At 69.4% G+C, this 26,180-nt stretch carries 26 protein-coding genes; 13 read left to right on the top strand and 13 right to left on the bottom strand.

Features of this window, described 5'->3' with window-relative positions:
* The first annotated feature begins 6 nt into the window (after positions 1–6).
* On the top strand, positions 7–1,089 hold the full coding sequence (locus ASC81_RS14605) for an alkene reductase (protein WP_056268460.1): 1,083 nt from the start codon (positions 7–9) through the stop codon (positions 1,087–1,089).
* Here the strand turns inward: ASC81_RS14605 and ASC81_RS14600 are convergent.
* Both ASC81_RS14600 and ASC81_RS14595 read right to left on the bottom strand, forming a co-directional pair.
* A complete protein-coding gene (locus tag ASC81_RS14600; protein ID WP_056268457.1) occupies positions 1,086–2,219 on the bottom strand; it encodes a hypothetical protein in 1,134 nt (377 codons plus the stop codon). The two genes, ASC81_RS14605 and ASC81_RS14600, sit on opposite strands and share 4 nt — an antisense overlap.
* The gene (locus tag ASC81_RS14595; RefSeq protein ID WP_056268454.1) at positions 2,216–2,782 is read right to left on the bottom strand and encodes an MOSC domain-containing protein; all 567 of its coding nucleotides are present in this window, start codon (positions 2,780–2,782) and stop codon (positions 2,216–2,218) included. Before ASC81_RS14595 ends, ASC81_RS14600 begins: the two co-directional genes overlap by 4 nt.
* A gap of 107 nt (positions 2,783–2,889) precedes the next feature.
* Here ASC81_RS14595 and ASC81_RS14590 point away from each other — a divergent pair, with 107 nt between their 5' ends.
* Both ASC81_RS14590 and ASC81_RS14585 read left to right on the top strand, forming a co-directional pair.
* Positions 2,890–4,137 (top strand): cation:proton antiporter, encoded by a 1,248-nt coding sequence (locus ASC81_RS14590; RefSeq protein ID WP_056269056.1) that lies wholly within the window; start codon positions 2,890–2,892, stop codon positions 4,135–4,137.
* Positions 4,134–5,252 carry a YbdK family carboxylate-amine ligase gene (locus tag ASC81_RS14585; RefSeq protein WP_056268450.1) on the top strand — a complete coding sequence of 373 codons (1,119 nt, stop codon included), beginning with the start codon at positions 4,134–4,136 and terminating at the stop codon, positions 5,250–5,252. The genes ASC81_RS14590 and ASC81_RS14585 overlap by 4 nt, the downstream gene beginning before the upstream one ends.
* 24 nt (positions 5,253–5,276) lie before the next feature.
* Here the strand turns inward: ASC81_RS14585 and ASC81_RS14580 are convergent, their stop codons facing one another.
* Positions 5,277–5,843, bottom strand: a complete 567-nt coding sequence (locus tag ASC81_RS14580; protein ID WP_156392135.1) for a PEP-CTERM sorting domain-containing protein — start codon at positions 5,841–5,843, stop codon at positions 5,277–5,279.
* 352 nt (positions 5,844–6,195) lie between these two features.
* On the opposite strand from ASC81_RS14580, the gene ASC81_RS14575 reads away from it, so the two are divergent.
* On the top strand, positions 6,196–8,070 hold the full coding sequence (locus ASC81_RS14575) for a phosphoenolpyruvate carboxykinase (GTP) (protein WP_056269053.1): 1,875 nt from the start codon (positions 6,196–6,198) through the stop codon (positions 8,068–8,070).
* A gap of 65 nt (positions 8,071–8,135) precedes the next feature.
* Here ASC81_RS14575 and ASC81_RS14570 read toward each other — a convergent pair whose 3' ends face one another.
* Positions 8,136–8,354 (bottom strand): hypothetical protein, encoded by a 219-nt coding sequence (locus tag ASC81_RS14570; protein WP_056268445.1) that lies wholly within the window; start codon positions 8,352–8,354, stop codon positions 8,136–8,138.
* Positions 8,355–8,459: 105 nt separating this feature from the next.
* On the bottom strand, positions 8,460–10,226 hold the full coding sequence (locus ASC81_RS14565; protein WP_200946858.1) for a hypothetical protein: 1,767 nt from the start codon (positions 10,224–10,226) through the stop codon (positions 8,460–8,462).
* Between the two features lie 156 nt (positions 10,227–10,382).
* Between ASC81_RS14565 and ASC81_RS14560 the strand changes: the two genes are divergently transcribed.
* Complete coding sequence (locus tag ASC81_RS14560; protein WP_235533663.1) at positions 10,383–10,673, top strand: hypothetical protein; 291 nt, start codon at positions 10,383–10,385, stop codon at positions 10,671–10,673.
* Here the strand turns inward: ASC81_RS14560 and ASC81_RS14555 are convergent.
* The 3 genes from ASC81_RS14555 to ASC81_RS14545 are packed head-to-tail and all read right to left on the bottom strand — an operon-like array spanning position 10,670 to position 12,373.
* Positions 10,670–11,212, bottom strand: coding sequence for a DUF924 family protein (locus tag ASC81_RS14555; protein WP_156392133.1), 543 nt, complete (start codon positions 11,210–11,212; stop codon positions 10,670–10,672). The genes ASC81_RS14560 and ASC81_RS14555 overlap by 4 nt on opposite strands.
* Positions 11,212–11,430 carry a hypothetical protein gene (locus ASC81_RS14550; protein ID WP_056268440.1) on the bottom strand — a complete coding sequence of 73 codons (219 nt, stop codon included), beginning with the start codon at positions 11,428–11,430 and terminating at the stop codon, positions 11,212–11,214. The genes ASC81_RS14555 and ASC81_RS14550 overlap by 1 nt, the downstream gene beginning before the upstream one ends.
* Before the next feature lie 40 nt (positions 11,431–11,470).
* Positions 11,471–12,373 carry a hypothetical protein gene (locus tag ASC81_RS14545; protein ID WP_056268438.1) on the bottom strand — a complete coding sequence of 301 codons (903 nt, stop codon included), beginning with the start codon at positions 12,371–12,373 and terminating at the stop codon, positions 11,471–11,473.
* Between the two features lie 214 nt (positions 12,374–12,587).
* Here ASC81_RS14545 and ASC81_RS14540 point away from each other — a divergent pair, with 214 nt between their 5' ends.
* The 6 genes from ASC81_RS14540 to ASC81_RS14515 all read left to right on the top strand — a co-directional run bounded on the left by ASC81_RS14540 (position 12,588) and on the right by ASC81_RS14515 (position 20,072).
* The gene (locus ASC81_RS14540; protein WP_056268434.1) at positions 12,588–12,911 is read left to right on the top strand and encodes a BON domain-containing protein; all 324 of its coding nucleotides are present in this window, start codon (positions 12,588–12,590) and stop codon (positions 12,909–12,911) included.
* 176 nt (positions 12,912–13,087) lie between these two features.
* The gene (locus ASC81_RS14535) at positions 13,088–13,657 is read left to right on the top strand and encodes a hypothetical protein (protein ID WP_056268433.1); all 570 of its coding nucleotides are present in this window, start codon (positions 13,088–13,090) and stop codon (positions 13,655–13,657) included.
* A gap of 89 nt (positions 13,658–13,746) precedes the next feature.
* Complete coding sequence (locus tag ASC81_RS14530) at positions 13,747–14,817, top strand: acyltransferase (RefSeq protein WP_056268430.1); 1,071 nt, start codon at positions 13,747–13,749, stop codon at positions 14,815–14,817.
* A gap of 82 nt (positions 14,818–14,899) precedes the next feature.
* On the top strand, positions 14,900–16,894 hold the full coding sequence (locus ASC81_RS26605) for a ferritin-like domain-containing protein (protein WP_082536526.1): 1,995 nt from the start codon (positions 14,900–14,902) through the stop codon (positions 16,892–16,894).
* Positions 16,884–19,676: a PAS domain S-box protein gene (locus ASC81_RS14520; protein WP_056268427.1), complete on the top strand. Its 2,793-nt coding sequence runs from the start codon at positions 16,884–16,886 to the stop codon at positions 19,674–19,676. Before ASC81_RS26605 ends, ASC81_RS14520 begins: the two co-directional genes overlap by 11 nt.
* A gap of 63 nt (positions 19,677–19,739) precedes the next feature.
* Positions 19,740–20,072, top strand: coding sequence for a four-helix bundle copper-binding protein (locus tag ASC81_RS14515; RefSeq protein WP_056268425.1), 333 nt, complete (start codon positions 19,740–19,742; stop codon positions 20,070–20,072).
* A gap of 165 nt (positions 20,073–20,237) precedes the next feature.
* On the opposite strand, the gene ASC81_RS14510 is transcribed toward ASC81_RS14515, so the two are convergent.
* Positions 20,238–20,930, bottom strand: a complete 693-nt coding sequence (locus ASC81_RS14510) for a YafY family protein (RefSeq protein ID WP_056268422.1) — start codon at positions 20,928–20,930, stop codon at positions 20,238–20,240.
* Between the two features lie 251 nt (positions 20,931–21,181).
* Entirely contained in the window at positions 21,182–21,577 is a 396-nt protein-coding gene (locus ASC81_RS14505; protein ID WP_056268419.1) for a VOC family protein, read from the bottom strand.
* Between the two features lie 85 nt (positions 21,578–21,662).
* On the opposite strand from ASC81_RS14505, the gene ASC81_RS14500 reads away from it, so the two are divergent.
* A complete protein-coding gene (locus ASC81_RS14500; protein ID WP_056268416.1) occupies positions 21,663–22,238 on the top strand; it encodes a TMEM165/GDT1 family protein in 576 nt (191 codons plus the stop codon).
* Positions 22,239–22,241: 3 nt separating this feature from the next.
* On the opposite strand, the gene ASC81_RS14495 is transcribed toward ASC81_RS14500, so the two are convergent.
* Positions 22,242–22,517: a hypothetical protein gene (locus ASC81_RS14495; RefSeq protein ID WP_056268413.1), complete on the bottom strand. Its 276-nt coding sequence runs from the start codon at positions 22,515–22,517 to the stop codon at positions 22,242–22,244.
* 2 nt (positions 22,518–22,519) lie between these two features.
* Entirely contained in the window at positions 22,520–23,986 is a 1,467-nt protein-coding gene (gene glpK, locus ASC81_RS14490; protein WP_056268410.1) for a glycerol kinase GlpK, read from the bottom strand.
* Positions 23,987–24,008: 22 nt separating this feature from the next.
* Here glpK and glpD point away from each other — a divergent pair, with 22 nt between their 5' ends.
* Entirely contained in the window at positions 24,009–25,475 is a 1,467-nt protein-coding gene (gene glpD / locus ASC81_RS14485) for a glycerol-3-phosphate dehydrogenase (protein WP_056268407.1), read from the top strand.
* On the opposite strand, the gene ASC81_RS14480 is transcribed toward glpD, so the two are convergent.
* Positions 25,459–26,151 carry a hypothetical protein gene (locus tag ASC81_RS14480; protein WP_156392131.1) on the bottom strand — a complete coding sequence of 231 codons (693 nt, stop codon included), beginning with the start codon at positions 26,149–26,151 and terminating at the stop codon, positions 25,459–25,461. The two genes, glpD and ASC81_RS14480, sit on opposite strands and share 17 nt — an antisense overlap.
* Positions 26,152–26,180 lie beyond the last annotated feature (29 nt).

Genomic DNA, 26,180 nt, shown 5'->3' with positions numbered 1-26,180 from the left:
CAAACCATGCCTACCCTTTTCGACCCCGCCCGCTTCGGCGACATCGCGCTTGCCAACCGCGTCGTCATGGCGCCGCTGACGCGCAACCGTGCCCGCCAGCAGACCCCGCACGACCTGCATGTCGAGTACTACCGCCAGCGCGCCGGCGCCGGCCTGCTGATCACTGAGGCGACGCAGATCCGCCCCGATGGCCAGGGCTATTTCGACACGCCCGGCATCCACACACCCGAGCAGATCGCGGCCTGGAAGCAGGTGACCGATGCGGTGCACGCCGAAGGTGGCAAGATCGTCGTGCAGCTCTGGCACGTGGGGCGCATCTCGCTGAACCGCCTGCAGCCGGGCGGCCAGGCGCCGGTGTCATCGACCAACCGCGCCGCCAAGACCAAGACCTACGCCGCCCATGGCGAACTGGTGCCGACCGACGTGCCGCGCGCGCTGGCCACGCACGAGATCCCGCAGCTGATTGCGGACTATGTGCAGGCGGCCAAGAACGCGATGGCCGCGGGTTTCGACGGCGTCGAGATCCACGGCGCCAATGGCTATCTGCTCGACCAGTTCCTGCGCGACAGCGCCAATGACCGGACGGACGAGTACGGCGGCTCCATCGAGAACCGCGCGCGGCTGCTGATCGAAGTGATGTCGGCGGTGGCCGGCACCATCGGCGCCGGCCGCACGGCGCTGCGCCTGAGCCCGGTGACGCCCAGCAACGACATCGGCCAGGACAGCAATCCGCAGGCGCTTTTCAACCATGTCGCCGAGCAGCTCGCGCCTTTGAAGCTGGCCTTCCTGGAAGTGGTGGAAGGCGCGACCGGCGGTGCACGTGACGTGGCGCCGTTCGACTACGCCGAGATGCGACGCCGTTTCAACGGGCCCTGGATCGTCAACAACGGCTACGACCGCGCGATGGCGCTGGACGCGGTCGCCAGCGGCCACGCCGACGCGGTGGCCATCGGCCGGCCCTTCATCGCCAACCCTGACCTCGTCGAGCGGCTGCGCGACGACCTGCCCTTGAACACGCCGCAGAAGGAGACCTTCTACGGCGGTGGCGCCGAGGGCTACACCGACTACCCGACCGCTAGGGCCGCCTAACCCTGAAACGCGCCGGGGTGCCGCGCCGGTCCGCTGAGGGCGGCGCTGGTGTGCGGGTGGTGGTACTCGCGTGAAGGACTCAGGCGCAGGCCTTCGGCCTCGCCCATGTCCTGCGCCTTGCCACGCAACGGCGAGCCGGGTGCGAGGCGGAAGTCATCGCGCGCGGCGCGCACGAATTCATGCCAGTCGGCGTTGAAGTTGGCCTTGCGTGTCCAGTAGCCATCGGCTGCCAGCTTGGGCGTGCCGACGAGCAGGTTGTTGGCCAGCATGACCTCGGTCTGCGCCGGCGTCACGCGCAGCCATATGCCGCCGCTGACCTTCTGGTCCACCAGCGTGTTGTGGACGAGCACGAGGCGCTGCCGCGGCCATTTGGCGCCCTCGACGCCGAAGGAGATCACGTGCGGGTTCTCCGTCGTCGAACTCTGCATGATGAGATTGCCCATGACGATGGCGACACCGCCGTTGGGGAACTCCAGCTCATAGCTGGCGCGGCCGCCGAACTCGTCGGACAGGCGGTTGTAGAGGATGTGGTTGAGCGCGGCGCGGCTCTTGAGCAGGTGGCCGTGCACGCCATGGTGGAAGTGGCTGCCGCTGACGGCCAGGCGCTTGATGGCGCCAGCGTAGAGGTTGTGGGTCTTGCCCTCCCGCGGCAGGATGGCGCCGAAATCGCAGTCGACGATGTCCAGCTCGATGCTGTCGTCATTGGCGGTCAGCACACCGTTTTCGTTGTCGCGGAAGGCGCAGTCCACCAAGGTCAGCGAGCCGGCCTCCAGCCGGATGCCGGCACCATTGCGGTCGGGCACCGCAGCGCCGATGAAGTCGAAGCCCTCGATGCGCTGGCGCCTTCCCGCTGTCACGAACAGGCCCTTGCCCTGCGTGTGGGCACCGGCAGCGATCAGGCGCACACGGCCGCCCACAGCACGCAGGGTCAGGTCTTGCTGCGGCCAGGCTGCGGCGTCGGCCATGTAGTCACCGGCGTCGACCTCGATCAGCGTGCCGTCCCGCGCCTGCCGCGCCGCCGCGGCCAGCGACTTGACGGCGCGCGTCGGGCCGACCTGCAGCACCGGCCCGGCGTGAGCGCACCAAGGCAACAGCGCCGCGGCGGTGAGCAGTTCGCGGCGCCGTGTCATCGCTGTTTCTTCATCTTGGCCTTGAACAGCTCGACGACGCCCACTTCACGCGGCCCCGGCAACAGCTCGAAGGCTTCACCGGCGGCGATCGTGCCCTCGCGCTTCACGGCCAGATAGAAACCGCAGTAACCGCTCTGGGCCATCAGCTTGGCGGCCTGGTTGAAACCCATGTGGGCATTGAACTTGAAGCAGGGATAGCGCGGCTCGGAGACGATGAGCTCGCAATCCGGAAAGCACAGCACATCGCCCAGCCAGACCTTGTTCTCCAGCAGGCCGGTGAGGGTCAGGTTCTCGCCGCAATCGCCTGGCTGAAGGTCGCCATTGACCTTGGCTTGGCCGCGGACCGTCTGCCAGAAGACGTAGTGCTCCTGCGGGTAGGCGTAGACGGCCTTGCTGAGGCCGCCATGCACGCTGGGGTCGGCCTGCTCGTCGCCTTCCAGGCCCAGCGGCCCGACGGCGACGCGGCCGTTGCGTGAGCGCTTGCGGATGGCCGAGTCGAGAGCCTGGCCCGAAATGGCGACGAAATGTTCGACGCGGGCGGTGTTGACGCTGAGGAGGTGCATGCCCCCATTCTGCGAGAGAGGGGATGCCGCAATTTGGCGTCTTCGCCTACAAGGCGACAGGCGAGGCGCATCTAGGCTTCGGGCCCAAAACTTTGAAGGGAGAGCGCATGACTGCACTCGACAGCGGCGCCAGGGTGTGGGCCGGTCTGGCCGTCACCCCACCCAGCGAACTGATGTTCATCGTGGGCGTGCTGTTGGCCGGCGCACTGGCCGGCGAGTTCATTGCCGCGACGACGCGGCTGCCGCGCGTGGTCGGCTACACGTTGGCGGGCTGCCTGGCGGCCGCCTTTGGCCATGGCGTGGCCATGCCGCTGAACGGCGCGGCGCAGACCGTCACGGACCTGGCGCTGGGCCTGCTGCTGTTCGAGATCGGCAGCCGTGTGCACCTGCGCTGGCTGCGCCGCAACCCCGGGCTGCTCGCCACCAGCCTGGCCGAGGCGCTGCTGAGCGCATTGGCTGTTGCGCTGGTGCTGCGCCTGTTCGGCGTTGGCTGGCAGACAACCGTGGCCTGTGCCATCCTGGCGATGCCGGCACCGGCCGCCGTGTCGGGCCGCGTGGCCATGGAGTTGGGCGCCGCGGGGCAGGTCACGCAGCGGGCCTCGCTGCTGACGGCGCTGAATACGCTGTATGCCGTCGTCGCGCTGATCCTGATGCGCACCTGGTGGGCCGCCGACGATGGCGGCAGCCTGCCGCAGGCCCTGGCCGGCTTGGCCATCTCGCTGTTGACGACGCTCGGCGTGGCCGCGCTGCTGGCGGGCGCGACCTATCTGGCCGCGCGGCGGCTGGACCTGCGAAACGAGAGCGCCGCGCTGCTGCTGTTCGGCTTGGTCGCGTTCGCCATCGTGGCGGCCAGGTCCATCGGCGTGTCGACCCTGTTGATGCCTTTACTTGCCGGCCTGCTGTTGCGCAACACCAGCGACAGGCCGTGGGTGTGGCCGCGTCACTTCGGCACCTCGGGCGGCGCGCTGGTACTGATGCTTTTCGTCATCGTCGGCTCGGCCTGGTCCCCCAAGATCCTGGTGGCCGGCGGCTTTGCGGCGCTGGCGCTGCTGGTGGCGCGCTTCATCGCCAAGACCATCGCCATCGTGGCGCTGGCGCCGATGGCCAAGGCGAGCTGGCGCCAGGGGCTGGCGCTGTCGATCACGATGACGCCGCTGTCGGCCACGGCCCTGGTCATGCTCAGCGAACTGATGCGGGCCGAGCCCGAACTGGCAGCGGGTGCTGTGCCCATCATCTTGGCCAGCATCGCCGTGCTGGAGTTGATCGGCCCCATCGCCGTGCAGTTCGCGCTGCGCCTGGCCGGCGAACTCCCCCCTGCAACTAAGCGCGAACGCAAGAAGGAGACGACGGAATGAGCCTCGGCGTTTTCTCCAAATCGCAGCCGCTGACGCTGGGCGTCGAGCTGGAGCTGCAGATCGTCAACAGCGACGACTACGACCTCGCGCCCGTGTCGGGCGACCTGCTGCGCCTGGTGAAGAAACGCAGCATCCCCGGCAACGTGACCCCCGAGATCACCAGCAGCATGATCGAGCTGTCGACCGGCGTGTGCACCGGCTTCAGCCAGGTGCTGTCGGAGCTCGGCCAGATCCGCGATGCACTGGTGGACTGTGCCGAACAGCTGGACGTGAGCCTGTGCGGCGGCGGCACCCACCCCTTCCAGCACTGGAAGCGCCAGCGCATCTTCGAGACGCCGCGCTTTCACGAGCTGTCGTCGCTGTACGGCTACCTGTCCAAGCAGTTCACCATCTTTGGCCAGCACGTGCACATCGGCTGCCCGAGCGCCGACGAGGCGCTGGTGCTGCTGCACGGCATGAGCCGCTTCATCCCGCACCTGATCGCGCTCGCCGCGTCGTCGCCGTTCGTACAGGGTGAGGACACCGGCTTCAACTCGGCACGGCTGAACTCGGTGTTCGCCTTCCCGCTGTCGGGCCGCGCGCCCTTCGTGCAGAACTGGGGCGACTTCGAAACCTACTTCACCAAGATGACCCGCACCGGCGTCGTCTCGGGCATGAAGGACTTTTACTGGGACATCCGCCCCAAGCCCGAGTTCGGCACCATCGAGGTCCGCGTGCTGGACACGCCGCTGACCATCGAGAAGGCCGCGGCCATCGCCGGCTTCATCCAGTGCCTGGCGCGCTGGATCACCGTCGAGAAGCCGTTCACGCTCAGCGAGGACGACTACCTGCCCTACACCTTCAACCGCTTCCAGGCCTGTCGTTTCGGCCTGGACGGCACTTTCGTCGACCCCGAAAGCGGTGAACACCGCGTGCTGCGCGACGACCTCAGCGTGGTGCTGTCACGCCTTGACAGCCACGCGGGCGACCTGCGCGCGGAGCCCGCGCTGCAATACCTGCGGCGCGAGATCAACGGCATCGGCAACGACGCGGCCTGGCTGCGCGGCGTCGAGGAAGAAAACCACCTGCTGCCCGAAATGGTGCGCCGCGCCGCCAAGCGCTGGCACGGCCGCTGACGACGCGCCGCGCGGGCGCAGCGCTCAGCCGAGGTGGCGCCGGCGCGCCCGCACGCACACCACGCCGAGGCCAGCCAGCAACAGGCTGTAGATGCCCGGCTCCGGCACGGCGGTGATGGAGACGTCCAGCACCGTGTCGCGCACGGCATTGCCGGTGGCTACCAAGCGATAGGTGCCCGGGCCGATGGGCCCGTCGAAGGTCGACACGGCAAAGCCAGCGAGCACGCCGGCGAAGGCGTCGCTGAGGACGAGGTTGTTGCCCGCGTCGAAGATGTCGATGTTGACGCCGACCAGCCGCGGGCCCGGCCCGGTGGCGGTGGAGATTTCCCATGCGGCACGCCCGGTGAGCGCGGTGACACCCGCGCCCAGCGTGAAGGTGATGCTCTGCGACAACGGGCCGGTTTCCTGCGTCACCGTGGTGTCGAGCAGCAACGTGTCGCCCGAGGCGAACGGCGTGGGCAGCATCGCTGTGGCATTGAGCACGTTGAACTCGACCACCTTGGTCACCGCGTGCGCCGGTAGCGCCAGCGCAGCGACCAATGTCGCAGCCGTTGCCAGTGTTGCCGTCTTGATCCCTGCAATCCGAGTCATCACGATCTCCTGTTGAGGACTGGCGCATGGCTCCTTGCCGTGCACCACCAGCAAACATAGGCAACGCCGTTGCGCGGGCAACTTCTCACCTAGGGATGCGGACTGTGGCACGACCGTAACTATTTTTCTCGGATTACATGCGAGTCTAGCGTAAACCCTATGTTCCAGTTCGGCGCCCGCGGCAGCACCTTCTCCCATGTCAGCATGGGTTTATTCCGGTTTTGCATGGCCCCACCGATCCCGGCGGTTACCGCGTGATTACATTGGATTCGACAATCCGCCTCCCGGCTGAGTGTGCTTGGGCCAGCTTGAAGGCTGCCCCAAACACATTCCCATGATTGGAGCTTTCACCATGAACCAACCTGCCATGCAGGGGCTGCGGCTGAACCTGCCCGCCTATGTCAAGAACGCCAAGCTGATCGCCTGGGTGGCCGAGATCGCGGCCCTGACCGAGGTGGCCGACGTCTACTGGTGTGACGGCAGCGCCGACGAGTACCAGCGCCTGTGCGGACAGCTGGTCGCCGCCGGGACCTTCAAGAAGCTCAACCCGGTGCTGCGCCCTGGCAGCTATCTGGCCAGTTCCGACCCCAGCGACGTCGCCCGCGTCGAGGACCGCACCTTCATCTGCAGCGCCAACAAGGAAGACGCCGGCCCGACCAACAACTGGATGGCGCCGGATGAGATGCGCGACCTGCTGCAGACCGGCGACAAGGCACTGTTCAAGGGTTGCATGCGCGGCCGCACGCTGTATGTCGTCCCCTTCAGCATGGGCCCGCTGGGTTCACCCATCGCCCACATCGGCGTGGAGCTGAGCGACAGCCCCTATGTGGCCGTCAACATGCGAACGATGACGCGCATGGGCCGCGCCGTCATCGAACTGCTGGGCACGGACGGCGATTTCGTCCCCTGCGTGCACACCGTCGGCGCGCCGCTGGAAGCAGGCCAAGCCGACGTCTCGTGGCCCTGCAACAAGACCAAGTACATCGTCCATTTCCCCGAAACGCGCGAGATCTGGTCGTACGGCTCGGGCTACGGCGGCAACGCGCTGCTGGGCAAGAAGTGCTTTGCACTGCGTATCGCGTCCACCATGGGCCGCGACCAGGGCTGGCTGGCTGAGCACATGCTGGTGCTGGGGGTGGAGAACCCCGCCGGCAAGAAGTACCACGTCGCCGCCGCCTTCCCCAGCGCCTGCGGCAAGACCAACTTCGCCATGCTGATCCCGCCCGCCGCATTCGCCGGCTGGAAGATCACCACCATCGGCGACGACATCGCCTGGATCAAGCCGGGCGCCGACGGCCGCCTGTACGCGATCAACCCCGAGGCCGGCTATTTCGGCGTCGCACCGGGTACCAATTCGCACACCAATCCCAATTGCATGGACAGCCTGCAGCGCGACGTGATCTTCACGAACGTGGCGCTGACCGATGACGGTGACGTCTGGTGGGAAGGCATGACGGACGCGCCGCCCGCCCACTGCATCGACTGGCAGGGCAAGGACTGGACACCGGCCATCGCCAAGGAAACCGGCGCCAAGGCCGCCCACCCGAACGCCCGCTTCACGGTCGCTGCCACCAACAACCCGGCGCTGGACGACAACTGGGACAACCCTGCCGGCGTCGCCATCGACGCCTTCATCTTCGGCGGGCGCCGCTCCACCACCGTACCGCTGGTGACCGAGGCGCGCGACTGGACCGAGGGCGTTTACATGGCCGCGACGATGGGCAGCGAGACCACGGCCGCCGCCGCCGGCCAGCAGGGCGTCGTGCGCCGCGACCCGTTCGCGATGCTGCCCTTCATGGGCTACAACATGGCCGACTATTTCCAGCACTGGCTGGACCTGGGCGCCAAGCTCGAAGCCTCCGGCGCCAAGCTGCCCGCCATCTACTGTGTCAACTGGTTCCGCAAGGGCGCCGATGGCAAGTTCGTCTGGCCTGGCTATGGCGAGAACATGCGCGTGCTGAAGTGGATGCTGGACCGTCTGGAAGGCAACGGCGGCGGCAGCGAGCACGTCTTCGGTGTGTCGCCAGGCTATGCCGACCTGAACTGGGACGGCCTCAACTTCTCGCAGGAGCAGTTCGACACCGTCACCCGCATCGACGCCGCCGAATGGCAGGCCGAGATGAAGCTGCACGACGAACTGTTCGCCCAGCTCGCCTTCCACCTGCCGGCCGAACTGCCGGCCGTCAAGGCTCGGATCGAGAAGCGCTTGGTTAAAGCGGCTGGCTGAGAGTTTTCTTCACCTGTCCGGTGAACCTTCAACGGGCGCCTTCGGGCGCCCGCTTTTTTTGACGCTCAGCGGCGGCTGCCGAACACCAGCAGCAGGCCGCCGATGGCGATGGCGCCGACGCCCAGCCAGACCGGCACATTGACCTGCTCCTTCTCCTTGGCGGAGACCTCCAGCGGGCCGAGCTTCACGACGGTGGTGTCCTTGGTGTAGCTGAAACCGCCGAACGCCAGGCTGGCCGCGCCAGCAACCAGCAGGACGATGGCGATGATCTTGGTGGCACCCATGGCGTTCTCCTTGTTTGAGGTGCGCTCAGCCTAGGGGTGCTGGCATGTGACAAACAGTGTCCGACAACGCGGCCCGCTGTCAGACAAAGCCGACAACGAGTCGTTTCACGGATAGGCCTTGAGCGTCGCCGTGTTGCTGCCGTCCTTGCAGCGCGCCGGGTCGCCTGCGTCGTTGATGACGCGCTCGATGCTGCCTTTGTCCACCAGGCAGACGGTGATCATGTGATGGAAACGCACGCCGGGCTTCGTGGGCACCTCGATGGCCCGGTCCAGCACGACGTCGGGCTTCAGGAAGACGCTGTAGACCCCCAGGCCCCAGGCTTCGTGCCGCGTCACGGTGTCGGCCACCTTGTAGGCCGCATAGCCCCGGCCTCCGGCCGCATTCGTCCACTCCGGCTGTGTGGGCGGGTCGTAGGGGATCTCGGACTGGTAGAAGTAGACGCGCCCGCCATTGCCTTGCCAGACGACCTGCTCCTTCTGGAAGTGCTCGGCAAACAGGCCGTAGATGGTCACGTCCTCGCCGTTGACCCACAGACCGTGGGCGGACGGGTTGCTCGTCCAGCTGACGCCCTCGCCATGGTCGGCGCGCCACAGCCAGGTGTGGTCGACGATGGTGTCGTGGGCGTTGATGCGCAACGCCGTGTCGACCTGGCCTGCCGCCGCGCCGCCGATGCGGAAGAACAGGTCGTGCAACACGATGGGCTCCGCCCTGTGACGTTTCCTGGCGCCCACCGGCGCCACTTCCATCAGCACGCCCGAGTCCTGCTTGCCGGCGTCGAGGAACAACCCGGCCACCGTCAGCCCATCCACATCCGCCGTCTTCACCAGCGGCTGGCCGTTGTCCGAGCGCAGGGTCGGAAAGCCGATGCCCAGCACGACCGTGCCGGCGCGGCGGACCTGCAAGGTCTCGGTCAGCAGGTACTCACCCGGCGTCAGCAGCAGGTGTTTGCCGGCTGCCAGCTGCGCGTTCATCGTCGCCGCCGTGTCGCCCGGCCTGGCAATGAAGAACTTGTCGATCGGCACGGTGTTGCCCGGAGTCAGGGCGCCGTTGGCCCAAGAGATGCCCACGCTGTCGCGCCGCAGCGCCGGGACGCGCACGGCATAGCGACCTTTTGCATCGATGAAGAGATAAGGCTTCTCGCGCACCAGCGGTGTCTTGGCGATCTTGGTGAAGCGCTGGCCCGGTGTCGGGAATTCGCCAGCCGGCGCGCCCTTCACGCCGACGAAGACCATGTTCCAGTTGGAGCCGGTCCAGCTGCCCCACTGGCTGTTGCGCGACAGCCATTGCTGCTGCGTGGCCGAGTTGACCTGGCCATCCACCAGTACGTCCGAGAACCAGCCACCGCTGGCCCAGCCCTTGTCCTTGTTCAGCCGGATGTTGCCGCGCACATGCATGCGTCGGAACGGGATGGCCTGCGACACGGCCCACTGCATGGTGTTGTCGCCAATGCCCAAGGTGGGTGTGACGGAAAAGTTTTCGGCGCCGCGCCAGAAGTTCTGCGTCGCGTTGTCGCTGTCGAGGAAGGGCGTGGAGCGCAGGTCACCGATGACGTGCACATCGTCCGGATTTGCGCCGAGGCCGAGCACATGGGTGTAGAAGCCGACGGGGATGCGCAGATCCCGGTAGGTGCCGGGCTTGAGCAGGATGGCGTCGCGCCGCGGGCCGAAGTGGTTGGGCTGCTGCGCGGCATAGATCTCGTCGATGCGTTGCTGCATCCCCGGCGTCGTGGGGTCGAAGATATGGACATTGGGGCCGAAGTCCGGCACCTCGGCGGCCATGGCCGAAGCCGTCAAACCGGCGGCGAGCACGCCACCCGCCATCACACGCGCCGCCACGCCGCCGAGGCGGCCGGGTTTTGTCTTGCACTGCATGTCTCGTCCTCGCCGGGCATCCGGTTGTCGTCATTGGAATCGGTTCCAGTTCTGCTATTGGAGCACGGCCGACGGACCGCTTGATTCAGGGTTATCGCGGCGGCCGGCGGGCACAATGGCCTCACTTGAGCAGCCTGAACCAGGCGAGGAGGCCCGATGAGCCAAGGCTTCGGTCATGAAATGCCGTCCCGGCACAACCAGCAGGAGCACCGCCAGGTGTCCCGCTATCTGGTCGTTATCGATTCGAGTGGCGGCGCGGTCGCCAAGCTCTTTTTGGACAGCCGCGAGCAGGTCGGTGAGTTCGACGCCAGCACCGAAGAAGTCGCCGTCATGACGCGGAACGCGTCGGCATCGTCGGGCGCCACCGGCGCCGAGTGGGACAAGGCCCTGGCGGGCCACAGCACCCAGGAACGGGCCGCGGCCACCGTCTACCAGCTTGACGTCTAGAAGCTCGACCCCGGCTGCTTGAGAAACTCCACTTCCTCGGCCGTCGATGCCCGGCCGAGGATGGCGTTGCGGTGCGGATAGCGCCCAAAGCGGTCGATGATGGCCTTGTGCTTGAGCTCGAAGTCGTAGGTGCCGCGCGCGGCGCGCTCCTTCATCAGCGGCTCGCCCGCCGCGTGAATGGCCGCGGACTCGCTGTGCATGTAGGGCATGTAGAGGAAGGCCCGTTGCTCGATGGGCAATGCCAGGTCGGCTCCGTCACTGACGGCCTCTTGCGCGAGGGCCAGCGCCAGCGGGTCGGCCGCAAACGCCCCGGGCGTGCCGCGGTGGATGTTGCGGGCGAACTGGTCCAACACAATGACCTCGGCGAGCCGGCCTTCGGGCGTCGCCCGCCAATTGAAAAGCTCGCAGCACCGAGCCTGCTCGTGCAGCGCGCCAAAGCGGCTGCGGACGAGTTCGTCAAAGGCCGGGTCGACCTTCCACCACTGGGCGGGCTGGATCTCGTCGAACCAGAAACGCAGGATGTCGCTGGCCTGGGCCATCACTTGCGCCCGCCGAACACCAGCAGCAGGCCGCCCACCGCAATCGCCCCCACGCCCAGCCACACCGGCAGGTTCACTTCTTCCTTCTGCTTGGCCGACAACTCCAGCGGCCCCAGCTTCACGACGGTGCTGTCCTTGGTATAGCTGAAGCCCCCCGTGGCGAGGCTGGCGGCACCGGCGATGAGCAGCAACACGCCGACGATCTTGATGATGTTCATAGCTGCAGGTTCATGAAGTGAAGACCTGCAGCTTAGAGCCTCACCACGCGTAGCTCGCCCCCAGCAACCCGTAGTTCGCCCCCTCCCCGTTGGGTCCCCGGCTGCGGCCGATGCCCGGCGTCAGCGTCCAGCCGGCACCGGCGGCAATGGCGGCCTTCATCTGCACGCTGCGCAGGTTGCCGCCGTGGTGCAAGCGGTCCTGCATCAGTTCGCCGTTCAAGGCCACGCGCTCGCTGGCGCGCCAGGTCGCGCCCAGCTGCGCGCTGCGGTCGAACGCTGCCTCGTCACGGTTGATGGCCGTGACACGCTGGCCCAGCAGCGGCACGCCGGCCAACAGGCCACCCCCGCCGCCCGCGTTGCCCGTCGCCTGCGGCGTGGTCGTCCTGTAGCGGTTGCGCATGGCGGCGCCGTAGACGCTGACGCGCGGGGTCACCGCCACCGCGGCACGCAGGCCGACGCCATGGCCCCTGACGCGCTGTTCGATCGGTGTGGTTGCGCCAGCTGAAGACGCCAACGTGCCGCGCGCCCGGGCCTGGCGCCTGAGCGCATCCACGCCGATGCTGACGCCGTCCATCGGCCGCCAGTCCGCCGCGGCCGCCCAGTCAGTCTGGCGCAGGCGCTCGCCGTCGCGGCGCTGGCTGGCGTTCAGGCTGGCCTGCCAGGCCTTGCCCGCCACGCCACCACCGACCGACAGCTGCCCAGGCTTGTAGCGCTCGCCGCTGACCGCGTCGCGGCTGCGCGACTGGCCGGCGCCCACCTGAACCCAGGCGGCCCGGCCCACCGGCAGGCTCACCGCGGCTGCGGCGCTCTGGTTATGCCGGCCATCGCGCTGCACGGCGAGGTTGAGGGCGCGCTTGTCGGCATTGGCCGCGGTGTCATCCGCCTGTGCGGTGGTGACGGCCAGCAGGGCAGCGGCGATGAGACGGGGTGTGAGCAGGTTCATGGGTCGGTTCCGCGAGGCCGGCAGACCCGACCTCTTCAAGCCGACAACGCCCGCCGCCCGTCAGGACTTCCACCGCGGTTGTAAGCAAGCGCAGCGCACGCCGTCCTACAAGCCCACAGGGCTTCGTCTGCCGAGCGTCGCTCGCAGCGCTGCATAAATTGCCGTCTGGCGGTGCGCAAGGGGCGCTACCGCATCCGCTTGAGAAGGAACTGCCATGAAGATTTCCAAACTCGCTTCCCTCGTCATCGTCGGCGCCCTGGTCACTCCACTCGCCAGCTTTGCCGCTGACAACAAGCCCGAGGGCAGCACCCGTACCTGGGTCAAGGACTCGGTCGTGACGACCAAGATCAAGGCCCAGTTGGCCGCCGACAAGATGTCCACGCTGTCCACCGTCAACGTGGACACCGACGCCAACGGCTGGGTGCAGCTGACCGGCAAGGTCGCCACGCAGGCCGAGAAGGACCGCGCCGAGGCCGTGGCCAAGGCGACGGAAGGCGTGAAGTCGGTCGACAACAAGCTGACCGTCACTCCCAAGTAAGCCGGCCTTCCCGGTCGCGCTGCCCGCCAGGTCCGCCTGGCGGGCAGTTTCGTTTTTGCCGCCAGCCCATCCGTCGCGCTCGCCGTCCGCCGCTGCGGCTGTCGATTCGTCGCCCCGCCGCTGACGGCAACCACGCTGCTGGCCAAACTGCGTCCATCGCATCCAAGGAGAGACCGATGAGCACGCTAGACCAAGAACTCGCCCTGTTCCGTCAACGCCGCTTCCTGGCCATGCCGCTGGCCGGCACCCTCGCGTGGGGCGCGGTCGCCATCGCAGGCACGCTGTTGCCGCCGCAAGCCGCCTATATGGCGCTGTTCATCTGCACCGGCTGCATCGTCTACCTGGGCATGGCGCTGTCCAAGCTGACCGGCGAGAACTTCATGGACAAGTCCCGCCCAAAGAACCGCTTCGACAGCCTGTTCATGACCGGTGTCGCCCAGGCCGTGCTGGTCTATGCGATCGCGCTGCCCTTCTATGCGCTGGACCGCAGCTCGCTGCCGCTGACCGTCGGCATCCTGACCGGGCTGATGTGGCTGCCCTTCGGCTGGATCATCGGCAGCTGGGTGCCAGCCGCCCATACCGTCGTGCGCACCGTCGCCATCCTCGCGGTCTGGCTGGCCTTCCCGGCCCAGCGCATGGTGCTCGTGCCCCTGGTCATCATCGCCGCCTACCTGCCGACCATGTGGTGGCTGGAGCGCCGCTGGCGCGGTGCTGCCAAGACCACGCCGGTTCTGGCGACGGCCTGAACCCAGCGAGTCTGCGGGGCTTGCGCCGCTAGAATCCGCGCCGTCCGAAGTCGCGGGCCTGCCACGTGCAGGCCCGTTCTTTTTGCCCCATGTCCACGCCATCCCGCCTGCCGCACATCGACGCCCTGAAGGCCTTCGCCGCTCAGGTCATCGTGCTGCACCATCTCGTCAGCTACGGCCCCATCGCGCAGGCCGCGCACGACGCCCTGCCGCTGCTGGCGGGCCTGATGCACGACTACGGTCGCATGGCGGTGCAGATCTTTCTTGTCGCCGGCGGCTACCTCAGCGCACGCGCCCTGTCGCCGCGCGGCGGCAGCTTGAAAGCCGGCGTGCCGGCGCTGCTGTGGCGGCGCTATCTGCGCCTGGTCCTGCCCTTTCTGGCCGCACTGGCGCTGACGCTGTTTGCCTGCGGCCTGATCGCCTCATCCCTGCCCGAGCTGCTGCCTGCCAGCATCAGCGCCGCACAGCTGCTGGCGCATGCGCTGCTGCTGCACGATGTGCTCGGCTTCGAGGCGCTGACGGTAGGCGCCTGGTACGTGGCCATCGACCTGCAGCTATTCGCCTTGCTCACCGGCCTGCTGTGGCTGGCACGCGGTCTGCCGGGCGGCGGCCTCGCCGGGCCGTTGGCAGTCGCTGCCTTCACGCTCGCCTCGGCCTTTGCCTTCAACCTCGACCCGGCGCTCGACGACTGGGCGCCGTACTTCTTTGCGGCCTATGGCCTGGGCGCGCTGGTGCACTGGCTGGGCCTGTGGCGCCATCGCCGCGCCGGCCTGGCCCTGCTGGCCGTGGCCCTGATCGCCGCGTTGACTCTGGAGTGGCGCGACCGCCTCGCGCTGGCCGCGCTGACGGCGCTGTGGCTGGCCTGGGCCGATGGCCGCCGCGCAGCCGGCCGGCCGGCCCTCCCCGCGGCCTGGGCACCGGCGCTCGCCGCCTGGGCCACGCCGTCCTATGCCGTCTTCCTGCTGCACTTTCCGGTGCTGCTGCTGACGAATGCGTTGCTGGCGAATGCCGACGTCGCCACGCCGCAGCTCGGCTTGCTGATGTTCGTGGTCACCTGGGCCCTGGCGAACTGGCTGGCCTTGCCGTTCCACCGCTGGGTCGAGGTGCCGGCCGCGCGCTGGGACCCGCTGGCCCGGCTGCCCCGCCTTCACCGCGCCTGAAGCACCCAGAAAACCACAAGGCGCCCGGCCCTGGCTGCGTGCTAATGTCGATCACGGCTTCCCAGTCCGAGGACGCGCTTCCATGACGACCCCTGCCCAGGCCGCGCCACCGAGCCGAGAACAACTGCTGCACAGCCTCTACGAGGCCGCCGAGCTGGAGCACAACCTGATGTGCACCTATCTCTATGCGGCCTTCAGCCTCAGGCAGGGCGAGGCCGAGGGCCTGGGCTCCGCCGAGGCCGACGCCGTCGAGCGCTGGCGGCGCGAGATCGTCGCCGTGGCCGTGGAGGAGATGGGCCACCTCGTGGCGGTCTGGAACATCACGGCGGCGCTGGGCGGCGCGCCGCGCATCGGCCGCGGCAACTTTCCGCTCGACCCCGGCAACCTGCCGGCGCGCGTGGTCGTCAAGCTGGCGCCCTTCAACGACGCGACGCTGCAGCACTTCATTTACCTGGAGCGGCCCGACGGCAGCGCCGAGCAGGACGGCGACGGCTTTGCCGCCGAGCGCCTCTTCAAGCGTGGCACCAGCGTGCCGCGGGTCACGCCGATGGCGCGCGACTACGACACGGTCGGCCACTTCTACGCCACGCTGAGCGCCGACCTGCGCGCCTTTGTCGATGCGCATGGCGAGGCCGAGGCCTTCTGCGGCAACCGTTGGCTGCAGCTCGGGCCGGACGAGCTCAACCTCGGCGGCGCCCGCCATGTGCTGTGCAGCAAGACGGCGCTGGCCGCCTTCGACGCCATCGTGCGTCAGGGCGAGGGCGCGCAAAGCGACAGCGACACGTCCCACTACCACCGCTTTGCCGCCATCCGCACCGAGCTGGCCGCGCTGCGCAACGCCAACGCCGGCTTCGCGCCCGCCTGGCCGGCGGCGACCAACCCGGTGCTGCGCCGGCCGCCGCGGCCCGAAGGCCGGGTCTGGCTGGAGAACGAGGTGGCCGCTGCGACCGTGGACGTCGCCAATGCCAGCTACGGCCTGATGCTGCGACTGCTGGCACAAAGCTATCTGCTGCCCGGCCCCTCGGCCGAGAAAAGCCTGCACATCGACCTGGCGCTGGGCCTGATGCGCGCCTTCACGCCGCTGGCCGAGCAGGCGGCGCGCCTGCCGGCCGGGCCGACCCACCCGGGCTGCAACGCCGGCGTCAGCTTCACGGCGCTGCGCGACGCCGCGGCCATGCCGCCGGGTGCCGCCGCGCGCCGCTTCGTCGTCGAGCGCCTGGCCGAGCTGGCCGACGCGGCTGCCGGGCTGCATGCCGCGTTGAACGCCGAGCGCACCGAGCGCGCCGCACGCCAGCTGCAGGCGCTGCGTGAGCGAGCCGACCGCGGGCTGGACCTGGACGCAGTGGCTGCCGCGCCAGCCCCTGCCGTGGCCGCGCCCCCGCCCCCGCCCCCGCCCGCTCCAGCACCGGCACCGCTCACCGAGACCATTGACGGCATGGAGGTCGTGCAGGGCGACAAGCTGGCGCTGACCTTCGAGGCCCGGCGCTGCATCCACGCGCGCTTTTGCGTGACGGGTGCGCCCAAAGTCTTCCTCGCCAATGTGCAGGGCCCCTGGTTGCACCCGGATGCGATGCCGGTCGAGCGGCTGGTCGAAATCGCCCACGCCTGCCCGTCGGGCGCCATCCAGTACCGCCGCAAGGACGGCGAGGCGGATGAGGCGCCGCCGCCGGTCAACCTCCTGTCGGTGCGCGAGTCGGGCCCCTATGCCATCCGCGGCGCGCTGACCCTGCGCGGCCAGGCCATCGGCATGCGTGCCACGCTGTGCCGCTGCGGCGCCAGCAAGAACAAACCCTTCTGCGACGGCAGCCACCATGACATCCAGTTCTCCGCCACCGGCGAGCCCGCAACCGGCCTGCTCGGTTTTTCCACCGACATGCCGGCCGTGCGCGACGGCGCCGTCGCCATCGAGCCCGAACCCAATGGCCCACTGCAGGTCCGCGGCCAACTCGAAGTGCTGAGCGGCACCGGGCGCATGGTCTGCCGCGTCACGCAGGCGCGGCTGTGCCGCTGCGGCGGCAGCCAGACCAAACCCTTTTGCGACGGCACGCACACACGCAATGGCTTCAGTGCCGACTGACGCCGCCACCACCCGGGGCGCGCTGCAGCAGATGGCGGCGCGCACGCTGATCTGGATCGTCGGCGTCGTCGGCGCCGTGGCCGCGCTGATCGGCGTCAGCGAAAGCGCCCTCGGCCTGCGCGCCATCTGGGGCAGCCAGCGCTTCAACGTCGGCCTGGCGCTGATGGCCGTCGCGGCCGTCGGCTGGCTGCTGTGCCGCGCCGGCCGCGCACGCGTGGCGACGACGGTCATCCTCGGCGGCACGCTGCTCGCGCTGGTGGCCCATGCCGCCCACATCGGCCTGGGCGTGCACACCGTCATCCTGGCGACCGGCGCCCTCGTCATCGCGCTGGGCGGTGGCGTGGCCGGCAATGCGGCGGCGGTGGTGCTGACCGTGCTGTACCTCTGCGCCATCGGCATGCTTGCGACGATGGAGGCCCAGGGCCTGCTGCTGGGCCTGAGCGCGCCGAGGCAGCCGCAGCTGCTGGACCGCCTTGTCGCGCATTTCCTGATCGCCACCAGCGGCCTGGCCTCGGCGCTGCTGCTCAACCGCATCCTCGGCGCGGCCCTGACCCGCTCCATTGAAGAGGAGGCCCGGCTGGCCCACCTCGTGCACGCCGCCTACAACTGGGCCTGGGAGGCCGACGCCAAGTTCCGCGTGACCATGCTGTCCGACGAGTTCGAGGCGCTGTCGGGCCACAAGCGCGAAGACTTCCTGCGCATGGGCGAGCCCGGCGGCGCCGTGCTCGTGCGCGACGCCGACTACCCGGCCCTGCTCGAGGACATCCGCGCCAAGCGCGCCTACCGCGACCGCATCAACGGTTTCCGCGTGCCCGATGGCCGCCTGCTGTGGACGCTCAGCTCCGGCGAGCCCGTCTTCGACGCGGCCGGCCAGCACATCGGCTGGCGCGGCGTCAGCCACAACATCACCGGCGAGCGCCTGGCCCTGCAAACGCACCAGCGCACCGCCAGCATGCTGGACCGCGTGCTGCGCGCCAGCCCCGACGCCATCTGCGTGGCGCACATCGAAGACGGTCGCATCCGGTTTGCGAATTCGGGCTTCTGCAAGCTGGTGGGCCTGAGCCGCGAAGAGCTGATGGGCCGCTCGGGCCGCGAGCTGGGCCTGTGGCCCGACAGCCATGAGCCCAGGCGACTGGCCGCCGAGCTGGCCGAGACCGGCCTGGTGCGCGACTTCCGCTCAGCCATCCTCGTGGGCGAGCAATGGCGCGACCTGCTGGTGTCGGCCACGTCGCTCGACTGGGACGGCGAGCCGGCGACCATGCTCATCGCCCGCGACATCACCGACCGCGAACGTGCCCGCATCGAGGCCGAGGCCATCCTGGAGCACGCCAGCGTCGGCATCGCACTGACCCGCGGCGAGGGCTTCGAGCGCGTCAACCGCCATTGGCAGGAGATCTTCGGTGGCACCGAACCCGAGCTGGCTGCGGGCGCGCCTGGCCTGCCCGCAGCCCAGCAGGTGGCCAGCGCCGCGCTGGCCTTCGAGCGCGACTGCATCCGCCCCGACGGCAGGCGCGTCACCGTGCAGTTCAATGCCCGCGGCCTGCCGGCCACGCTGGCGGGCCGCAGCAACACGCAGGCCGAGCGTGCCACGCTGTGGGTGGCCGAAGACGTCACCGAGCGCCGCCGCCAGGAGCGCGAGCTGCAGGCCGCCAAGCTGCAGGCCGAAGGCGCCAGCCACGCCAAGAGCGCCTTCCTCGCCACCATGAGCCACGAGATCCGCACGCCGCTCAACGGCGTGCTCGGCCTGGCGCGGCTGCTGCAGCAGGCTGGTCCCGACGAACGCCGCCCGCAGTACCTGGCCCATCTCGTGGCGGCGGCCGAGTCGCTCAACGAGATCGTCTCCAACGTGCTGGACCTGTCCAAGATTGAGGCGGGTCACCTGGAGCTGGAGAAGATCGAGTTCGACCTGCACGCGCTGGCGCAGGCCAGCTTCGAGGGCTGCGCGGCACTCGGCCGCGAGCGCGGCCTGGACATGCAGATCGAGCTGGCCCCCGGCCTGCCCCGCCTCGTCATCGGCGACCCGCTGCGGGTGCGCCAGATCATGGCCAACTTCCTCGTCAACGCGCTGAAGTTCACCGAGCGCGGGCACATCCGGCTGAAGCTGGCCGTGGCCGACCACGACCGCGTGCGCATCGTCGTTGCCGACACCGGCATCGGCGTGTCGGCCGCCCTGCAGGACCGGCTCTTCCGCCCCTTCGCCCAGGCCGACGACTCGACGACGCGGCGCTTTGGCGGCACCGGCCTGGGCCTGTCCATCTGCCGCGAGCTGGCAATGCGCATGGACGGCCGCGTCGGCGTGCAGAGCGACGGCCACAGCGGCTCCAATTTCTGGGCCGAGCTGGCGCTGCCGACGGCACTGACCATCGACGACACCGCCCAGCGCAAGCGCATCACGCTGCGGCCGCGCGAACCGCTGGCCGGCCAGCGCCTGCTCGTCGCCGAGGACAACCCGGTCAACCGCCTCATCATCACGGCGCTGTTGCAGCGCCTGGGCGCCGAGGTCGTCGAGGCCGAGGACGGCGAGCAAGCCGTGCGCCTGGCCCGCGAGCAGGCCGGGCGCCTGGACGGCGTGCTGATGGACCTGCACATGCCCAAGGTCGACGGCCTGGAGGCCACGGCCCTTCTGCGCGCCGACCCGGCCACGGCCGCGCTCCCCATCCACGCCTTCACCGCCGCGGTGCTCGACCAGGAACGGCAGGCGGCGATGGCGGCAGGCATGAACGGCTTCATCGCCAAACCGGTGGCAGAGGACGAGGTCATCCGCGTGCTGGGCCGCCGCTGACCGACGCGCTGGCAGGCGCGGCGATTGCCGCGCTGGTCTCCCCTCTCGACCAAGGAGACCGCCATGTCCAAGCAACTCGATCAGGCCTGCATCGAAGCCTGCAACGCCTGCGCCGCCGCCTGCGACCACTGCGCCACCGCCTGCCTGCAGGAGACCGACGTCAAACCGATGGCGCGCTGCATCGCGCTGGACATCGACTGCGCCGCCTACTGCCGGCTGGCCGCCGCCGCCCTGGCCCGCGGCAGCGAGTTCGCCAAGCGCATCTGCAACCTGTGTGTGCTGCTTTGCGAAGCTTGCGGCGAAGAATGCGGCAAGCACCAGCACGACCATTGCCAGGCCTGCGCGCAAGCCTGCGCGCGGTGCGCCGAGGCTTGCCGCCAGATGGCGGCGGTGTAGCGCCTACAACGCGGCCTGGCGGCTTCTCGGGCCGAGCGCCGGGCCGCCCCAAGCCGGCCCGGCGGGCGATGTGCTTGCGGCCTGATGCCGCAAGCATCGCCGTCGCCTCGGGGGACCTGCCAGGATTGCCGGCGTCCAGCGCGGCGAGCCTGGAGGAGCCTCATTTCACGCGCCGCCGCACTCCTGCGCTTCACGCTGCCGGTTCATGTCCGCCAGCGTCTTGCCTGGCTCGTCGCGGAAACCATCCAGCGTCTCCAGCGTCTCAACGCGGTCGACGCGGAAGCTGCGGAAGTCCTCGCGCAGTTCGCACCAGGCTGACAGCGTCCAGACCGGGCCCCAGAACAGGCAGGCCAGCGGGCGCACGATGCGTTCGCTGCGCACGCCGCCCAGGTCCAGATAACCCACCTTCAGCTTGCGGCGCGCCTCGGTGGCCTCGCGCATGGTCGTCAGGTGGGCGCTGGTCTGCGGGTCCAGCGCCGGCAGCGGCGCGTAAAGGGCCAGGCTCTCGGCAGCGGCGCGGGCGTCCAGCGGTAGCACGGCGAGGATCTTGGACAGCGCGTTCTCGGCCTGGCGGGCCAGCACGGCGTCCAGGCGCGACTCGGCCAGGCGCACGGTCGCGACCAGGGCCTGGGCTTCCTGCTTGCTGAACATCAGCGGCGGCAGGTCGAAGCCGGCCCGCATGCGATAGCCCACGCCGGCCTCGCCCTCGATCGGCACGCCCTGCTGGCCGAGCGCGGCGATGTCGCGGTAGACGGTGCGCATCGACACCTCAAGCCGGTGCGCGAGGTAGTCGGCCGTCGTGAGGCGACGGCCGCGGATGAGCTGGACGATCTGGAAAAGGCGGTCGGCGCGGCGCATAGGCGGGCATTGTGAAGCCCAGATGCGGTGGCCGGGCTCGGCGGGCACGGCCCTTGCGAAAGGAGGCAGTCCACGACAACGACGTCGAACATCATCATGGCCATCTACGCCTCCTTCCAGGCCCGCGGCACCCGCGGCGCCGAACTGGCCACGCTGGGCGCCATCAGCGCCCCGCTGGCCTCTCTGGCTCAGGATCAGCTCTTCACCGCGCGCGCCGCCACAGGGCAGCGGCGCCCTGGCAAAGGGCAGACTCAACCCATCGCCGTGCAAAGCTCCACCAGCGTGCCGTCCGGGCAGCGCACATAGGCGACCGTCTGGCCCCAGGGCTTGGTGAGGGGCGCGGCCAGCGCACGGGCGCCGGCGGCGATGGCCCGGTCGTAGGCCGCCTGCACATCGGTCACGGTGAAGCCGATCTCCATGCCCAGCGGCTGCGGGCTGGCGTCGGCCGCCACGTAGTCGTGCTGGACGCTGTCGCGCGCGGTCGCGTGGTCGACGAAGGCGAGCTTCACGCCGCCCGTGCCGGTATCGACCTCACCGTAGGCGCCGCTCTCGTGCAGGAAGCGAGGCTTCAGGCCAAAGGCCTTGTCGAAGAAGGCGAGTGACGCGGCAACGTCCGCGACATAGACGAGGGTGTAGGCGAAATTCATGCGGTCTCCCGGTTGGCAATGCCCGCATGCTGCGCCGTCCCGGCTGTCAGCGCGTGTCAGTAGCGGCGGGCGAAAATGACCCGCGATGCAAGCCTTCCTGATTGCCACAGGCCTGGTGGCCCTCGCCGAGATCGGCGACAAGACCCAACTCCTTGCCTTCATGCTCGCGGCCCGCTTTCAGCGGCCATGGCCCATCGTGGCTGGCATCTTCGTCGCCACCGTGTTGAATCACGCAGCCGCGGGCGCCCTGGGGGCATGGCTGACCAGCCTCATCAGCCCGACGGCGCTGCGCTGGGGCCTGGGACTGTCCTTCATCGCGATGGCGGGCTGGATGCTGATTCCCGACCAGCTCGACGAGGACGACACGCCCAAATCGGGCCACGGCGTCTTTGTGACGACGCTGATCGCCTTCTTCCTGGCCGAGATGGGCGACAAGACACAGATCGCCACCGTGGCGCTGGCAGCGCGCTTCCCGGCGGATTTCATCGGCGTGGTGGCCGGCACGACGGCCGGGATGATGGCGGCCAATGTGCCGGCCGTGCTGGTGGGCGGCAAGCTGGCGCAGAGGCTGCCGGTGACGCTGGTGCACCGCGTGGCGGCAGGGATTTTTGCGGTGCTGGGGGTGGCGACACTGGTGGCCGGAGACGGCTTGTTGGCCTGAGGCTCAAACCTCAGCCACGACCGACAGCAGGGCCGCCAGCAGACAACCTGCGGCCAGCGTCGCCCAGACTAGGAAGACGGTGTTCAGCGAGCCCACCTTGCGGCGAAAGGACTTTTGCCGTTCACGCTGCTCCCATAGCGGCAGGCCGCCCAGACTTTCGCCTCGGACCGCCGCCTCGATCTCGTAAGGCACGTTGCGCGATGGCCCGCGCATGCGCCACGCGTCCAACGCCAGGCCCACGAAAACGGCGGCAACCAGCAGGAGGAGCCAGAAGCGCATGCTCATTCCGCCAGCACCTGCCGCACCGCCCTGTCCCACTGCGCCAGCCTTGCTCCCGCCTCGTCGCGCGACATGCGCGGCTCGAAGGCGCGGTCGAGTTGCCAGATGGCGCCGATCTCTTCCGCGGACGCGTAGAGGCCGCATCCCAGACCGGCCAGCAGCGCCGCCCCCAACGCCGTCGTCTCGATGACCTTGGGACGCAGCACCGGGATGCCGAGCAGGTCGGCCTGAAACTGCATCAAGAGGTCGTTCGCTGACGCGCCGCCGTCCACGCGCAGCTCGGTCAGGCGCGCCGCCTCGCCGACGTCGGCGTTCATGGCGGCCAGCACCGCTGCGCTCTGGAAGGCGATGCTCTCCAGCGCGGCACGCGCGATGTGTGCCTGTGTGGTGCCGCGTGTCAGGCCGAGCAGCGCGCCACGCGCGTCGGGCCGCCAGTAGGGCGCGCCGAGGCCGGCAAAGGCCGGCACGAACATGACGCCGCCGGCGTCGGCCACGCTGCTGGCCAGGGCCTGCACCTCGCCGCTGCCACCGATGGCACGCAGCCCGTCGCGCAGCCATTGCACGACGGCGCCGCCGACAAAGACGCTGCCTTCCAGTGCGTACTGCGCGTCGGGGCCCACCTGCGCGGCGCGGGTGGTGATGAGCCCTTGCGTGGAGGTGCGCGCCTGCGCACCCGTGTGCATCAGCAGGAAGCAGCCGGTGCCATACGTGTTCTTGGCCTGCCCTGGCTGCAGCGCCGCCTGGCCGAACAGCGCGGCCTGCTGGTCACCCGCGATGCCGGCTACCGGGACGCCGAACTCGCTGGCTTGGCCATACATGCCCGCCGACGGACGCACCTCGGGCAGCAGGCTGCGGGGAATGTCGAAGGCGCGCAGCAGCTCGTCGCCCCAGTCGCCGCGGTGGATGTCGAACAGCAGGGTGCGTGAGGCATTGCTGACGTCGGTGGCATGCACGGCACCGTCGGTCAGTTTCCACAGCAGCCAGCTGTCGACGGTGCCGAAGGCCAGCTCGCCCCGCGCGGCGCGCTCGCGGGCACCGGGGATGTTGTCGAGCAGCCAACACAGCTTGGTGGCGGAGAAATATGGGTCCAGCAACAGGCCGGTGCGGGCGCGGATCAGCGGTTCCAGGTCTTGCCTGCGCATTTCTTCGCACAGGGCCGCGGTACGCCGGTCCTGCCAGACCAGGGCCTTGTGCAGCGGCTTGCCCGTCTGGCGGTCCCACAGCACCGTGGTCTCGCGCTGGTTGGTGATGCCGATGGCGGCGACCTTCACGGCGGCCTTGACCAGCGCCTCGCGGGCGCATTCGATCTGACCCGTCCAGATCTCCTCGGCGTCGTGCTCCACCCAGCCCGGTTGCGGGAAGTGTTGCGTCAGCTCGCGCTGGGCCGATGCGAGCAACCGGCCATCGCGGCCGAACACCAGCGCGCGCGAACTGGAAGTGCCTTGGTCAAGCGCCAGCAGGGCATCCATGCTTGTCCCTTAGAGTGAGTGCATGGACCATTTTGACGTCGTGGTGGTGGGAGGCGGCATCAACGGCACCGGCCTGGCACGCGACCTCGCCGGGCGGGGCTGGCGGGTGCTGCTGGCCGAGCGCGACGACCTGGCACAGCACACTTCGTCAAGCTCCACCAAGCTGATCCACGGTGGCTTGCGCTATCTGGAGACCTACGACTTCGGCCTGGTGGCCAAGGCGCTGCAGGAGCGCGAGGTGCTGCTGCGCAGCGCGCCTCACATCATCCGGCCACTGCGCTTCGTGCTGCCGCACGCGCCGCATCTGCGCCCGGCCTGGATGATCCGCATCGGCCTCTTCCTGTACGACCACCTGGCCAGGCGCGAACTGCTGCCGGGCTCGCAGGGCATCAAGTTGGCCGGCTCGGTCTACGGCGCGCCGCTGCAGCCGCAGTTCACGAAGGGCTTCGTCTATTCCGACGGCTGGGTGGACGACGCGCGCTGCGTAGTGCTGAACGCGATGGACGCGCGCGGCCGCGGCGCCGAGGTGCTGACGCGCTGCGCGGTGACCGAGGCAAGACCTGGCCCCGACGGCTGGCAGCTAGCGCTGGCAAATGGCCGCAGGGTGCGCAGCCGCGCCCTGGCCAACGCGGCCGGCCCCTGGGCGGAGAGCTTCCTGCGCGGCCAGCAGCTGCCGGCACGCGGGCTGCGCCTCGTCAAGGGCAGCCACATCGTCGTCAAGCAGCGCTTTGCGCACGACCACGCCTATATCTTCCAAAACCCAGACGGCCGCATCATCTTCGCCATTCCCTACGAGGGTCGGTTCACGCTGATTGGCACGACGGATGTGGACCTGCCCGAGGACGCCGCGCCGCCGGACCGCGCCGAGATCGGTGCCGACGAGGTCGACTACCTGTGCGAACAGGCGAGCCGTTATCTGACCGAGCCGGTGCGGCCGGCCGATGTCGTCTGGAGCTATGCCGGCGTGCGCCCGCTGCTTGACGAAGGCGGCGCGGCCTCGTCGGTGACGCGGGACTATCTGCTGGAGGCAGGCAGCAGCGGCGGCGCGCCCCTGCTCAACATCTGGGGCGGCAAGCTGACGACTTACCGCAAGCTGGCCGAGGACGGCGCGACGCAGCTGGGCGGGATGCTGGGCGACGCGCGCAAGCCTTGGACGCGCGAGGCCAAGCTGCCGGGTGGCGACCTGGGCGCGCTTGGGGTGGACATCGGCGGCTTCATCGCCGCGCTGCAGGCCCGGCATGCGGGCCGGCCGCCCCCGCTGGTCGAGCGGCTGGCGCGCGCCTACGGCAGCCTGGCCGAGGCGCTGCTGGCGGCGCCGCAGGGCAGCGAGGTCGCGCCGGGCCTGTTCGAGGCCGAGCTGCGCCACCTCGTTGAACAGGAGTGGGCCACCTGCGCCGAGGACGTGCTGTGGCGGCGCAGCAAGCTCGGCCTGCACTACACGCCGGGCGAGCGCCAGGCCGTGGCGGACTGGTTCAGTACGCGAGCTTGAAGCCCAGCGTGGCCAGCCGGGCACGGCGGCCGCCGGACTGACGGCGGAGCTGGGTGCCCGCCGATCCATCCACGAAGACCCGCTCGGGCAGGAGCGCCACGCGCAAGGCCGCATGGGCCCAGGGGCGGCCACGGTCGTCGCCGACGACCTCGGCCATCGGTTGCCAGCGGCCGTCCTCACCCAGGCCGTTGTGTTCGGCCGCCAGGCCCCAGGTGGTGCTGCGAAGGCGCGCGACTTCATCGCGCTGATGGCCGAGGTTGGCATGCATCAGCCAGTCGCCATTCAGCGGCGCACTGGCCACCAGCACGAGGCCGGAGGCACTGCGGCGCCAGCCGGCCTGCACATGCCGCTGCGCCAGGCTCCAGGCCAGCGTGAGCTGGGCGTCACCGTCGCGCACAGGGTGGGTCGCCAGCCGGGTCTTGCCCGACAGCACCAGCTCGCGCGGCCGCAGCGCCTGCAGCGCGATCTCGCTGCGCCAACCGATGCCGCAACCCAGCTGCAGCCCGGTCTGCCGCTGGCGCTCGCCTCCCTGACGGGCCGCGGCGCGCAGACCCTCGATCTCGCAGGCACCGCGTTCCATGACCGGGGCGTCCTCGGTCTGCAGCGGTCGCGCGGCCTGCACGGCACCGGCCAGCAGCAGCGCAAGCGTCGGGAGGGCGGCGGGCGGTCGGCTCATGGGCGGCCAGCTTAGCGGCAGCACATGAC

Source organism: Pelomonas sp. Root405 (genome assembly GCF_001425165.1).
GTDB lineage: Bacteria > Pseudomonadota > Gammaproteobacteria > Burkholderiales > Burkholderiaceae_C > Pelomonas.
This window is presented reverse-complemented; position numbering and strand designations above follow the sequence as displayed.